Genomic DNA, 12,873 nt, shown 5'->3' with positions numbered 1-12,873 from the left:
AGATCACCGGTCGGCGGCGACGAGCGTGGCCGCCGTGCTCAGTGCCACCGTGAGGAAGCCGGCGTTGGCCAGGGCGGCGACCACCCGGGTGCCGAGCAGCACCGCGAAGCTCGTGGTGAGAGCGCCCACCACGTGTGCCACGGCGAAGGCCAGTACGAAGCCCAGCAGGCTGGTCCGGGCCGGCCAGCGGCGCGCGAGCGCCGCCATCAGCGGCGCGCCGACGATCATCCCGACGGCGAAGGCCGAGGTCAGAAGCCCGGCGGCCCGACCGACACGTCGAGGCTCGTGGCGATGTCCGGCACCAGGCCGGCGAGCATGGATTCCGAGGTGCCCCATGGCGAAGACCGCCAGGGCAAGCAGGTAGAGCGACAGCGGCACGAGACGCTCCGAGGTGGGAGAGAACAGGAAGACGTCTCGTCACCACGCGGTCAGCGCCCCAGGGTGCGCGCGAAGGTCCCCGGCAGCACGGGCTGCGGGGAGGCCTGCGGTGAACTCAGTGGTTCAGGGGGCTGACGGCGTGACCGAAAGCCCCCACCTTGGCTGCCTCAGGGCTCGACATGGCCTGCATCTACTCAGACCCACCGGTCGTCACGCAACCGGATTCGACCCGGGTGCGGGTCGCCGATCGGGTGCCCCGCAGCAGCCGGCGGCCCACCCCGGACGGTTGCCGACTATCGCCGGGAAGACCTGCTCCACGATGGTCAGCAGGGTGGCGGTCAGCAGCAGGTGCACCTGACCCCGGTCCAGGGTGCCCCGCTGGAGCCACTCCCGGGCGGTCGAGGTGGCCAGCCCGCCGTACGCCCGGATCATGCCGCGCAGCTCGGCCCGGTACGCGGTGACGTCGGCCAGCCCCACCGCCACGAGCACGCTGTCCGCCGCGACCTCCTCGGCCCCGGTCAGCACCTGGGCGACGTCGGCGTCGTGGCCCATCCCCCCGGCGGTCACCGCGGCCAGCCAGGAGGTGCGGTGCCGGGAGACCACGTCGAGGAACCAGGTGACGCTGGCATCGACCCGGGCGCGCAGGTCACCGGCCGGCAACCGCTCGACGGCCACCTCGGGGACGGTCACCATCACCCGGATGACCTCCAGATACAGCTGCTTCTTGGTGCCGAAGTAGTGGTTGATCAGACCCCGGGCCACCCCGGCCTCGCGGGCGACGTCGGTGGTCGACACGTCCGCGTACGGGCGCGCGCCGAACAGCCGCACCGCGCAGGCGAGGATCTGCCCCCGCCGGGCGTCGGGCTCCAGCCGCCGTCGCCGCGATTCCGTGTCGACACTCACCCATCGACCCTATCGGCCGGTCAGCGGCGTGCGCCCCGGGTCGGGCCGGTCCCGCCAGCCGGGCGCAGCCATCGGCGACGGTCGCCCCGGGGTGGCCGCCGCCCGAGAGTGATCAAGGATTGTTGACAGGCCGCCAACAGGGCGTGAGGGTGTATCCATGCCGACGCCTGGACTCGACAACTACACCTCACCGTGGCGCGAGCCCGAGCACGACGACCTCGCCGCACTGGCCCGCAGCTTCTTCACCCGCGAGGTGCTGCCGCACACCGAGCGGCTGCTGGCGCAGGGCCACCCGGACCGCGACCACTACCGGCGCGCCGGTGAACTGGGCCTGCTCGGCCTCTCCGTGCCCGAGGAGTACGGCGGTGGCGGCGGCGGCTTCACCCACGAGGCGGTCCTGCTGCACGAGCAGACACACACCGGGGAGAGCACCCTCGGGCTGGGCGTGCACAGCGGCATCGTCACCGGCTACCTGGTCGCCTACGGCAGCGCGGAACAGAAGCGGCGCTGGCTGCCCGGCCTGTGCCGCGGCGACCTGGTCGGGGCGATCGCGATGACCGAACCGGACGGCGGCTCCGACCTCCAGGCGATGCGGACCCGGGCCGTCCGCGACGGCGACGACTACCTGGTCACCGGGGCCAAGACGTTCATCAGCAACGGCGGCCTCGCCGACCTGCTCATCCTGGCCGTCAAGACCGACCCGGCGCAGCGGGCCGCCGGCATCTCCCTGCTGGTCTGCGAGGTCGGCGACGACCTGGCCGGCTTCCGGCGGGGCCGGCTGCTGTCCAAGATCGGGCTGCACGGCAACGACACCGCCGAGCTGTTCTTCGACGACCTACGGGTGCCGGCGACCCACCTGCTCGGCGGGGCCGAGGGGCTCGGCTTCGGCCAGATGATGCGGCAACTGCCCCAGGAACGCCTGGTCATCGGCATCGGGGCGGTCGCGGCGATGCAGCGGGCGGTGGAGCTGACCACCGCGTACGTCAAGGAACGCACCGCCTTCGGCAAGCCGTTGATCGGCCACCAGAACACCCGGATGGTGCTGGCCGAGTGCGCCACCCGGACCCGGGTCAGCCGGGTCTTCCTCGACGACTGCATCGGCCGGCACGACCGGGGCGAACTGGACGTGGCCACCGCGGCGATGGCGAAGTCCTGGCTCACCGAGGGGCAGTGCGAGGTCGTCGACCGCTGCCTGCAGCTGTTCGGCGGCTACGGCTACACCACCGAGTACCCGATCGCCCGGATGTACGCCGACGCCCGGGTGCAGAAGATCTACGGCGGCACCAACGAGATCATGAAGGAGCTGATCGCCCGTGCCCTCTGACCCCGGCCCGCCCGCCGCCGGGCCACTGGCCGGGGTGCGGGTGGTGGAGCTGGCCAGCCTCGCGCCGGCCCCGTTCGGCTGCATGGTGCTGGCCGACCTCGGCGCCGACGTGGTACGGGTCGACCGGCCGGGCGACCCCGGCCCGGGACGGCTGGCCGCCCCGACGACCGGCCCGCTGCACCGGGGTCGTCGGGTCACCGCCCTCGACCTGAAGTCCCCCGCCGGGGTGGCCGACCTGCTGCGCCTGGTCGAGCAGGCCGACGTGCTGGTCGAGGCGTACCGGCCGGGGGTGGCCGAGCGGCTCGGCTTCGGGCCCCGGGTCTGCCACGACCGCAACCCCCGACTGGTGTACGCCCGGCTGACCGGCTGGGGCCAGGACGGCCCGCTGGCCGCCCGCGCCGGGCACGACATCGACTACATCGCGGTGGCCGGGGCGCTGGAGCCGCTGGGCCGCCCCGGCGAGCGCCCGCACGCCCCGTTGAACCTGCTCGGCGACTTCGGCGGGGGCGGGATGCTGCTCGCCACCGGGGTGCTGGCCGCGCTGCTGGAACGGGAACGCTCCGGCCTCGGGCAGGTGGTCGACGCCGCGATGGTCGACGGGTCGGCGCTGCTCACCGCGTTCCTGCACGGCCTGGTCGCCGCCGGCCGGTGGTCCGCGCCGCGCGGCGGCAACCTGCTCGACGGCGGCGCCCCGTTCTACGACACCTACCGCACCGCCGACGACCGGTTCGTGGCGGTGGGCGCGTTGGAGCCGGCGTTCTACGCCGCGCTGCTGGCCGGGCTGGGCCTGGCCGACGACCCGGACCTGCCCGCCCAGTACGACCCGGTCGGCTGGCCGGAGCTACGCCGCCGGTTCACCGCCCGGTTCGCCGAGCGCACCCGCGACGAGTGGGCGGCGCTCTTCGCCGACCTCGACGGGTGTGTCGCACCGGTGCTCGTCCCCACCGAGGCGCACCGCCATCCGCACAACGCCGCCCGGGGCACGTTCGTGCGGGTGGGCGACGAGACGCAACCGGCCCCGGCACCCCGGTTCGCGCGGACACCGACGCCACCACCGCGACCGGCTCCGGACCCGGCGCACCCGCTGGACGTCACCACCGTCCTCGACAGCTGGCCCGACCGTCGGTGACTCGTGAACCCGGCGGTCGGTGAGCTGGGGGCCGGCCGTGACCTACCGGGGGCCGTGACCGGGGCCGGCCGGTCGTGGCCCGGGGTGTGGCCGGCCGCCGGTGTGGCCCTGACCGGCGGCGGTGCAGGGCCGTCCTGCGGTGGGGGGTGGTCAGGCCACCGGCACGGCGGGGGCCGGGCGCACGGGTGTCCCGACCGGCAGTTGGCGGTCGTGCCACCGGCTGAGCAGGAGCAGCGAGATGACCGCACCGACCAGCGCGAGGAACATGTCCCACTGGGTGTCCCAGACGTCGCCCTGGGTGCCGAGGAAGTCGTCGGCGGCGGAGCCCCCGGCCACCGAGGACCACCACTCGATCATCTCGAAGATCGCGCTGAAGGCCAGGCAGGCGCAGACCACCAGCGGGGCGAGCCAGCGGCTGCCCCGCAGCGGGGAGCGCCGGACGAGGATCTCGCGGACCAGGATCGCCGGCACGAAGCCCTGCACGAAGTGGCCGAGCCGGTCGTACGGGTTGCGGGAGAGGTCGAGCGCGTCGCGTACCCAGTCGCCGAGCGGAACCCGGGCGTAGGTCCACTGGCCGCCGACGATGAGGATCAGCGCGTGCACCGCCAGCAGGCAGCAGAGCAGGGTGCTCAGCGGGAAGCGCCGCCACACCAGCAGCACCACCGGCACCCCCACGATCACCCAGACCGTCTCCAACAGCCAGGTCAGCCGGTCGTGGGGTCGGATGCCGGACAGCACCAGCGCCCCGACGACGAGACCCAGCAACACCGGGGGGACGAGCGTACGGGCCCGGGTCACGGCGACCACCTGTTCGCATCCGTACGGGCGGCCCAGTCGCCGCCCGGCCGCCGACGATAACAGCGCCGTCGCCGGGCCACCGTCGCCGGCCCGGCCGTTCTCGTGGCGGTGGGACCGGTGTCCCGACCCGGCGGTCCCACCGGCGGTCCGGGCCCGGAGAGGGTTTGCCGCACATCCATATAGGTCGATATGGTGCAGGCGGGAACCGCCCGTCCCGGCGCCCCACCGTCCCCGAGGGAGTCCCATGCCACCTGCCACCCGCACCCGAGGTTCCCGCCCCCGGCGGATCGGCCTGCTCGCCGCCGGCACGCTCACCCTGGTCGCCGCCGCCACCGCCGTCGCCCCGCCGGCCGCCTCGGCGGCCACCGTCGACACCGGGGCCAGCTACGTGCTCGTCAACCGGCACAGCGGCAAGGCGATGGACCTGTACGGCTGGTCCACCGCCGACGGCGCCCCGATCAACCAGTACGCCCGCAACGATCTCGCCGTGCAGCAGTGGCGGTTCGTCGACGTCGGCAGCGGCTACTACCAGATCCGCTCGGCGCACAGCGGCAAGGTTCTGGAACTGCCCAACGCGCTCGACGGCACCGCCCTGGTGCAGAACCCGGCGACCAGCGGCAACACCAGACAACACTTCCGGCTCGTCGACTCCGCCGGCGGCTACGTCCGGTTGCTCAACCGGCACTCCGGCAAGGCCCTCGACGTGTGGGAGAGATCCACCGCCGACGGGGCGATGATCTCGCAGTACCAGGATGTCGACGGCGCGAACCAGCAGTGGCAGCTGGCACGGCCGGGCGGCACGGCCGACTGCGGCAGCGGCGCCTTCCAGGCCGAGGCGGTGCTCAGCGGCGGCACCTGGACCGTCCGCAACGGCGGGACCACCGTGCACACCGGCACCGACCTGCGGGCCGCCGTGCAGGCCGGGGTGAACAGCCTCACCGCCGGCCGGACCAGCAAGCAACGGGTGGTGGTCCGCGGCTCGGGCACGATGAGTGCCAACTCCCGCATCTCGCTGCCCAGCTACACCACCCTCGACGTGTGCGGCACGATCAACGTCACCGGCGCCGGCTCCGGCGACCAGGCGCCCGTCTACTCCCGGGGCACCACCCAGGTCGAGGTGCAGCACCTCACCCTCACCGGCACGCCGCTCTACGGGATCTTCCTGCGCAACGTCACCAATGTCGTGCTCGGGCAACTCGACATGCGGCTCTCCGCCGGCCTCGGCGTCCGCATCGACAACCGGGGCGACACCAGCCAGTGGACCCGCAACGTCCGCATCGACACCGTGTACGTCTCCGGCGCCAGCTCGCACGCGGTGGAGACGTACGGCGTCGACGGGCTGACCATCGGCACCGTCACCGCCCGCAACGTCGGCGAGTCCGGCCTGCTGCTCAACCAGACCATCAACGCCACGGTGTCCACCGTCGACGCCGAGAACGCCGGCACCGGCACCGGGTACGCCGCGTTCCGGATGGCCAACCGCAACGGCCGGATCGGCGACAGCTACCCGACCAACATCCGGGTCGGCACCGTCCGGGCCCGGGGTGGCGGCCGGGGCGTGTTCTGCGTCTCCGAGTCCGGCGGCGCGATCATCGACCGGATCGACATCGCCAACACCGGCAACAACGCCGTGCTCATCGAGAACTGCTACGGCGTGAGCCTGGCGACCAGCGGCGGCACGATCAGCGGCGGCGGCGAGGTGCGGCTGGCCGAACGTACCGAGTTCCCCGGCAACCGGGACCTCACCCTGCGCAACTTCACCCTGGTCAACAACCGGATCGTGGAGAACCCCTGCGCCGACAACCTGACCATCAGCAACGTCACCCTGACCAACTCGACGATCAGCCGCTGCTGAACCGACCGACCCGCGCCCGCGCGGCCCCACCACCCCGCGGTGGGGCCGCGCGCCATCTCCCGGGCCACGGCACCATCCCCCGGGCCGGCGTCAGCGGGTGTCGGTGCCGTGTCGGCGTGGTGTCAGCCGACCGGCGCACGCTGCACGGCATGACAGCTGAACTGATGATCGAGGCCGAGGGCCTGGTCAAGTCCTTCGGGCGCACCCGGGCGCTGCAAGGGGTGGATCTCGCCGTGCCCCGGGGCACCGTGCTCGGGGTGCTCGGCCCCAACGGGGCCGGCAAGACCACCGCCGTACGCATCCTGTCCACGCTGCTGACCCCGGACGCCGGCACCGCCCGGATCAACGGTCTCGACGTGGTCCGCCAGGCCGAGCGGGTCCGACAGTCCATCGGTCTCACCGGCCAGTACGCCTCGGTCGACGAGGACCTGACCGGGCGGCAGAACCTGGAACTGTTCGGCACCCTGCTGGAGCTCGGCCGCGCCGGCGCCCGGCGGCGGGCCGTCGAACTGCTCGACTGGTTCGACCTGACCGACGCCGCGCACCGGCCGGCCAAGACCTACTCCGGCGGCATGCGCCGACGGCTGGACCTGGCCGCCAGCCTGGTCGGCTCGCCGGACGTGATCTTCCTGGACGAGCCGACCACCGGCCTCGACCCGGCCAAGCGCGAGGACATGTGGGACGTGGTCCGCTCGCTGGTCGCCAACGGGGCGACCGTGCTGCTCACCACCCAGTACCTGGAGGAGGCCGACGCGCTCGCCGACGCCATCACGGTGATCGACCACGGCCGGGTGATCGCGCACGACACCCCGGACGGGCTCAAGCGGGTCGTCGGCGGCCAGACCCTGGAGGTCCGGCCGGCCGATCCGGCGCACCTGGCCCCGACCGCGGCGATCCTGTCCCGGGTGGGCTCCGGCGCACCCGCCGACGAAGTCCGCAAGGGCGTGCTCGCGGTGCCGGTCACCGACGACTCCGCGTTGACCGAGAGCGTCGCCCGGCTGGCCACCGCCGGCATCGCCGTCACCGAACTCTCGCTGCACCTGCCGAGCCTCGACGAGGTCTTCTTCACCCTCACCGGCCGGACCGCGGCCGACGACGACACCACCACCCGTACGGAGGCCGCCGCATGAGCACGCTGACCGGTACCCCGCCGAGGACGGTTCCGACGCTGTCCACGGTCGTGGCGAACCCCCGACCCCTGCGCCTGGTGCGGCACTCGCTGGCGCTGGCCAAGCGCAGCCTGATCAAGACCTGGCGTACCCCCGAGGCGTTGATCGACGTCACCCTGCAACCGGCGTTGTTCCTGGTCATCTTCGTCTACGTCTTCGGCGGCGCGGTGGCCGGCTCCACCCACGACTACCTCCAGTACCTGCTGCCCGGCATCCTGGCGCAGACCATCGCCACCGGGTGCATCGCGATCGGCGTCAACCTCAACACCGACATCGCCAAGGGCATCTTCGACCGGTTCCGGTCCCTGCCCGTCCCCCGGTCCGCACCGCTGCTCGGCGCGGTGCTGGGCGACGTGGTGCGGTACGTGATCGTGACCGTGTCGACCCTGGCGATCGGCTACCTGCTCGGCTTCCGGATCGAGTCCGGCCCACTGCGGGCGCTCGCCGGTTGCCTGCTCGCGGTGTTGTTCGCGCTCTGCCTGAGCTGGCTGCCGGTCTACGTCGGGATGAAGGTCCGCACGCCGGGCGCGGTGCAGGGGGTGATGTTCGCGCTGATCATGCCGCTGAGCTTCGCGTCCAACGTGTTCGTCACCGCCGGCACCCTGCCGGGCTGGATGCAGGCGGTGGTGACGGTCAACCCGTTGACCCACCTGGTGACGGCGATGCGCGGGTTGTTCCTCGGCACCCCGGTCGGCGACCACGTGTGGTGGACCCTGCTCTGGTGCGCCGGCTTCGTGGTGGTGTTCATGCCCCTGGCGCTGCGCGCGTACCGCCGGCGGGTCTGACCCGGCCGAGCAGGTCGTCCATCAGCTCACGGATGCGGGCGGTGGCCGCGATGGGCGGTCGCGCCCGCCACCCGGCCAGCAACGGTTCCCGCCGCTCCTCGCCACCGAGGGCGGCGGCGAGCCGTTCGCCGACGCCGGGCGGGAAGAAGGTCGCCGAGTTGCTGCCCAGCCGGGTGCCGAGCGCGAACAACTCCCGGGCGGTCTCGTCCTCGTCGCGGCGCGCGGCGAGTTCGGCGCCACCCAACGCCCACGTCCCGATCACCGGCAGGTCCCGGGAGGACAACGCCTCCTCACCGGCCAGGGACAACAGCCCGGCCGCCCGGGCGTCGACGGCACGCCCGGCGGTCGGCCACACCTGGGCGACACGCAGGTGCAGCACCGCCACCGCGACCCGCAGCACCACCCGGGGCTGCGGCGTTGGGCCGGCCCAGCCCGCCAATGCCCGGACCACCGCGTCGGCGTGGTCGAGCGCCTCGGCGTACCGGCCGCGTTTCCAGGCGAGCCGGGCCAACCCGAGCGACGCCTGCGCGGTGTCCAACTCCTCCCCCTGCCCGGGCACCGCGGTCTCACCCAGCCGCCGCTCGGCCGCCGTATCGCCGGCCAGGGCGAGCTGCACGTCCAGCAGCACCCGGATCCCCCGGGCGTCCTGGGTAGCGCCGATCAACTCCATGTGGTGGACGCCGCACGCCAGCCACTCGATGGCCCGGCTGCCCTCGCGGGCGGTCAGGCCGTGCCCGACAGCCTGTGCCGCCATCGCCATCCCCCAGTGGTCGCCGGCCGCCTCGAACCGGTGGTAGGCATGCTCGGCGTCGACCACGGCGGTGTCCGGCACACCGCCGCTGTCCTGGATCGCCGCGCGGGCGAACAGGCCGAACCCCTGCACGTACGGGTCCGGGTGGGCAATCAGCGCGGTGGTGGCCGGCAGCGACTCGGCCAGGTCGAACCGGTCGAACGCCGGCAGCGCCGAGCTGAGCACCCGATGCCGGGAGGAGATCTCCCCCGGGCGCTCCGCCAGCAGCCGGCGCAGCGCCCGCCGGGCGAGCACGGCGAGCCGGACCGGGCCGCTGATACCGGCGTTGACGATCATCAGCAGGCACATCCAGGCGAGCCGGTCGGCGTCGGGCAGCGGCCGACCGCTGGCCCGGCCGGACAGGATCGCCGAACCCCGTCGCCGGTCGGGGACGTCGAGGTGCAGCAGGCCCCGGGCCCACCCGGAGACCTCCAGGTGCAGGCCCCGCACCGCCCACAGATGAAACAGCGGGGTGGCGATGTCCACGATGGCCGGCTCGTCGTCGTGCCCGAGCGCCCAGCGCAGGCCGGCGACGAGGTTGTCCTGCTCGACGGCGCACCGGTCGAACGCGTCGAGCTGGTCGGGGCCGGTGAACCGGGCGGCGAGCCCGACCGACTGTTCCCGGGCCCAGCCGACCAGGCCGGCCATCGCCGCAGGGCGGTCGCCGGCCGCGTCGAGGCGGGCCTCGCCGTACTCGCGGACGGTCTCCAACATCCGGTAGCGGGGCGGCCCGTCCCCCTCGACCAGGGTCAGCAGGGACTGTTCGACAAGCGTCGCCAGGCCACGTCGGACGTCGGGGGTCGCGGCGACGGCGGCCGCGAGGTCGGCGGTGAACGGGGCAGGGATCACCGCGACCCGCTGGAGCAGGTCACGCTCGGCGGGTGCGAGCAGTTCCCGGCTCCAGTCGACCATCGCCCACAGGCTGGCGTGTCGTTCCGGCAGGCCGCGCAGGGCGGCGTCGAGCAGCGCGAACCGATCGGTCAGCCCGGCGAGCACGTCGTCGATGGGCATGTGCCGCAGCCGGGCAGCGGCGAGTTCGAGGGCCAGCGGCAGGTTGTCCAGCCGGTGGCACAGCGCCCGCACCCGGGTGGTGTCCCAGGTGGACACCGCACCACCGGCGCGGGCCCGGGACTCGATCAGCGCGAGCGCGTCGGCGTCGGGCAGCGCGGTCAGCCGGTGGACCCGCTCGCCGGCCAGGCCCAGCGGGGCCCGGCTGGTCGCCAGCACGGCCACCTCCGGTGGGGTCACCGCAACCAGGTCCGCGACGACGGCCGCCACCGTGTCCAGGACGTGTTCGCAGTTGTCCAGCACGATCAGACCGTCGAGATCCGGCGCCAGGGCACGCAACCGTTCCTCGGGGCTGAGCACCCGACGATCGAGGCCCAGGGTGCCGACGCCGACCGTCGTGGTGTCCGCCCCGCCGAGGGCCGCGAGCACGGTGGGCAGCACCTCCTCGGGCGCCCGCAGGCCGGCGAGTTCGATCACCCGGGCCGGCCGGCCGACTGCCGTCGCCCGGCGTACCACCTCGGCGGCGAGCCGGGTCTTGCCCGCGCCGCCGGTCGCCACGATCGTCACCAGGGCCGCCTCGGCGAGCGCCGCGCCCACCGTCTCGACGTCGCGCTCCCGACCGACCAGGGCGGTCACCGGCCGCCGCCACGCCGCCGGCAGGACGCTGCGCGTCGGCCCGGCCTGGGGCACCCGGCCCGACGACGTGGTCAACTCGCCGCGCAGCAACGCCAGGTGGACCTGGGTGATCACCGGCGACGGGTCGGTGCCGTAGCGGTCGGCCAACTCGGCCCGCAGCCGCTCGATCACCTCCTGGGCCTCGGCGTCGCGCCCCTGGGCGGCGAGCACCCGGACCAGCAGGGCGGCCGACGGTTCGTCGGGTGGGGTACGCGCGACGAACCGACGCAGATCCTCCTCGTCGTACGGACCCGTGCCGGCCAGTGCCGTCTCGGCGCGCAGCGCGACGACGTCGGCGAGGAGCCGGGTGTGCTCGGCGGTGTCCAGCGCCGGCACCTGCGGGAACAGGGCCCGGGCCCGATCGGCCGTGTCCCGGGCGGCCGGCACGTCACCGGCGCGCAGCGCGGCCCGCCCCCGCTCGACCAGGGACCGGGCCCGTACCGCGTCGACGGTGACCTCGTCGGCGGGCAGCCGGTAGCCCCCGGCACGGCGGCCACCGGCAGCCCGAGCCGGCGTACCCGGGACACCAGGGCCTGCACCGCGCCGGTCGCGTCGTCGGGCGGCGCGCCGTCCCACACCGCGTCCACCAGCAGCGGCGTGGAGACCGCCCGGCCCCGGGCGTCGACGAGCGCCCGGATCACCGCGGCGAGCCGTTCACCCCGGACCGGCCGGCCGTCGACCGCGAGCGGCCCGAGGATGGTGATCTGCACGGGTCCAGCATCCCCCACCCGGATGTCGGGCCGTCGCCCGTCCCGGGTCAGCGGCCGGTGCGCCGCGCCCGCCCGACCGCGACCAGCGCGATCATCAGCAGGCCGACGCCGATCCCCCCGACCCCCAGCAGCAGCGACCGAACCCCACCGCCGCCGGCCCGGCGGTCGGCGGTGGTGGGGTTCGGGGCCGACGGCGACCCACCAGACACCGCCGGGGCGGACGGCGACCCGGCGGACGGGGACGAACCGGCGGGCGAGGGGGTCGCCGACGGCTGTGGCCGGGCGTAGCGCAGCACCGTCGGCCGGGTGCCCGGGGGCTGGCCGGCGGTCTCGGAGACGGTGAGCAGCGACCGGCCGTCCCGGCTGTAGGTGATCGACTCGCCCTGCGGCTCGTTCGGCAGCGCGACGACCCGGGGTGCCCCGCCGGTCAGTGCGGCCACCACGTCGCCGTCGGTGACGTCGAACTCGAACGCGTCGGCGTAGGTGCGCAGCACCACCCGACGACCGTCCGGGGCGGTGGCCCCGCCGGTGACCAGCCGACGCCCGAAGAACGAGTACGGGTTCGCGGTCGTGGTGCCCGGCAACCGGAGCTGCCCGGCCCGGGTCAACGGCACCGTCGCGCCGGCCCGCAGCGGCCCGGTCGGGACGTACAGGCCGGCCTCGCCGCCCTGCTTGGTCACCACCACCGGTCGACCGTCCCCGCCGAGCAGCAGCGCCTCCGCGTCGTGCGGGCCGTCGGGGTACGTCAGGCGGTGCAGCACCGGCCGGCGGGCCCCGGGGGCCAGCTTCCACAGCGCCACCGTCGACCGGGTCCGGTCGTTGTCGCCGATGTCCGCGACCCAGATCGTCCCGTCCGCGCCGACCGCCAGGTCCTCGGTGTCGCGGGGCCGCGACGGGAAGGCCGCCGTACGCACCACCGCGCACCGGGCGTCGAGGAAGAAGATCCGCCGCCGGGACGCCTCGTCCGAGCCGTCGTTGACCAGCACGAACCCGGAGTCGGTGGCCACCATCCCGGAGATCTCGGTCAGCCGCTCGTCACGGATCTGGCACACGGTCGTCGGGGCCGCCGCCCGTGCCGTGCCCGGGAAGGCCACCGACGCGACACCCGGGACGACCGTGAGCACGGCGAGCAGGGCCGACCAGCCGGCCCGCGCGCGCGTTCCCGCTCGCCGCGTCATCGCTTCTCCCCCGCCGTGCCGTGCCGTCGCCGGCGGTCCGCCGCCGAAGATCCGAGGACAGGAGCTTGTCCGGTCACCGTCCGCCGCGTCAATGTCGCCACCGCCGCCGCCGGACTGAGGCGTACGCCACCGCGCCGGACGCCCGGACGGGCCGGTGCGCCCGGCAGCCGG

9 protein-coding genes and 1 pseudogene are annotated in these 12,873 nt (G+C 74.3%); 5 read left to right on the top strand and 5 right to left on the bottom strand.

The genetic code is table 11. The features are described from left to right. Positions 1–6: 6 nt before the first annotated feature. Positions 7–378, bottom strand: a pseudogene (locus ACQP1S_RS15570) (MFS transporter); the annotation flags it as partial. Between the two features lie 210 nt (positions 379–588). Continuing rightward, on the bottom strand, positions 589–1,281 hold the full coding sequence (locus ACQP1S_RS15565; protein WP_432907342.1) for a TetR/AcrR family transcriptional regulator: 693 nt from the start codon (positions 1,279–1,281) through the stop codon (positions 589–591). Between the two features lie 157 nt (positions 1,282–1,438). On the opposite strand from ACQP1S_RS15565, the gene ACQP1S_RS15560 reads away from it, so the two are divergent. Both ACQP1S_RS15560 and ACQP1S_RS15555 read left to right on the top strand, forming a co-directional pair. Further along, positions 1,439–2,605, top strand: a complete 1,167-nt coding sequence (locus ACQP1S_RS15560; protein WP_357893901.1) for an acyl-CoA dehydrogenase family protein — start codon at positions 1,439–1,441, stop codon at positions 2,603–2,605. Beyond that, positions 2,595–3,734, top strand: a complete 1,140-nt coding sequence (locus tag ACQP1S_RS15555) for a CaiB/BaiF CoA transferase family protein (protein WP_432907339.1) — start codon at positions 2,595–2,597, stop codon at positions 3,732–3,734. Before ACQP1S_RS15560 ends, ACQP1S_RS15555 begins: the two co-directional genes overlap by 11 nt. Before the next feature lie 150 nt (positions 3,735–3,884). Here the strand turns inward: ACQP1S_RS15555 and ACQP1S_RS15550 are convergent, their stop codons facing one another. Next, a complete protein-coding gene (locus ACQP1S_RS15550; protein WP_432907336.1) occupies positions 3,885–4,532 on the bottom strand; it encodes a DUF2238 domain-containing protein in 648 nt (215 codons plus the stop codon). Between the two features lie 244 nt (positions 4,533–4,776). Here ACQP1S_RS15550 and ACQP1S_RS15545 point away from each other — a divergent pair, with 244 nt between their 5' ends. From ACQP1S_RS15545 to ACQP1S_RS15535, 3 genes are all read left to right on the top strand, one after another. Next, complete coding sequence (locus tag ACQP1S_RS15545; protein ID WP_432907333.1) at positions 4,777–6,387, top strand: RICIN domain-containing protein; 1,611 nt, start codon at positions 4,777–4,779, stop codon at positions 6,385–6,387. A gap of 149 nt (positions 6,388–6,536) precedes the next feature. After that, positions 6,537–7,517 carry an ATP-binding cassette domain-containing protein gene (locus ACQP1S_RS15540; RefSeq protein ID WP_432907331.1) on the top strand — a complete coding sequence of 327 codons (981 nt, stop codon included), beginning with the start codon at positions 6,537–6,539 and terminating at the stop codon, positions 7,515–7,517. Then, complete coding sequence (locus ACQP1S_RS15535) at positions 7,514–8,341, top strand: ABC transporter permease (protein ID WP_357776157.1); 828 nt, start codon at positions 7,514–7,516, stop codon at positions 8,339–8,341. The genes ACQP1S_RS15540 and ACQP1S_RS15535 overlap by 4 nt, the downstream gene beginning before the upstream one ends. Here ACQP1S_RS15535 and ACQP1S_RS15530 read toward each other — a convergent pair. Then, positions 8,301–11,390 carry an ATP-binding protein gene (locus tag ACQP1S_RS15530; protein ID WP_432907327.1) on the bottom strand — a complete coding sequence of 1,030 codons (3,090 nt, stop codon included), beginning with the start codon at positions 11,388–11,390 and terminating at the stop codon, positions 8,301–8,303. The two genes, ACQP1S_RS15535 and ACQP1S_RS15530, sit on opposite strands and share 41 nt — an antisense overlap. A gap of 181 nt (positions 11,391–11,571) precedes the next feature. Next, on the bottom strand, positions 11,572–12,702 hold the full coding sequence (locus ACQP1S_RS15525) for a hypothetical protein (RefSeq protein ID WP_432907324.1): 1,131 nt from the start codon (positions 12,700–12,702) through the stop codon (positions 11,572–11,574). Positions 12,703–12,873: the final 171 nt, after the last annotated feature.

The sequence above is a fragment of the Micromonospora matsumotoense genome, assembly GCF_050951065.1.
Lineage (GTDB): Bacteria > Actinomycetota > Actinomycetes > Mycobacteriales > Micromonosporaceae > Micromonospora > Micromonospora matsumotoensis.
This window is presented reverse-complemented; position numbering and strand designations above follow the sequence as displayed.

Excerpts from the sequence above, each read along its gene's own strand:
- ACQP1S_RS15560 (WP_357893901.1), top strand. The coding sequence starts at position 1,439 with ATGCCGACGCCTGGACTCGACAACTACACCTCACCGTGGCGCGAGCCC.
- ACQP1S_RS15525 (WP_432907324.1), bottom strand. The coding sequence starts at position 12,702 with ATGACGCGGCGAGCGGGAACGCGCGCGCGGGCCGGCTGGTCGGCCCTG.
- ACQP1S_RS15540 (WP_432907331.1), top strand. The coding sequence starts at position 6,537 with ATGACAGCTGAACTGATGATCGAGGCCGAGGGCCTGGTCAAGTCCTTC.
- ACQP1S_RS15535 (WP_357776157.1), top strand. The coding sequence starts at position 7,514 with ATGAGCACGCTGACCGGTACCCCGCCGAGGACGGTTCCGACGCTGTCC.
- ACQP1S_RS15545 (WP_432907333.1), top strand. The coding sequence starts at position 4,777 with ATGCCACCTGCCACCCGCACCCGAGGTTCCCGCCCCCGGCGGATCGGC.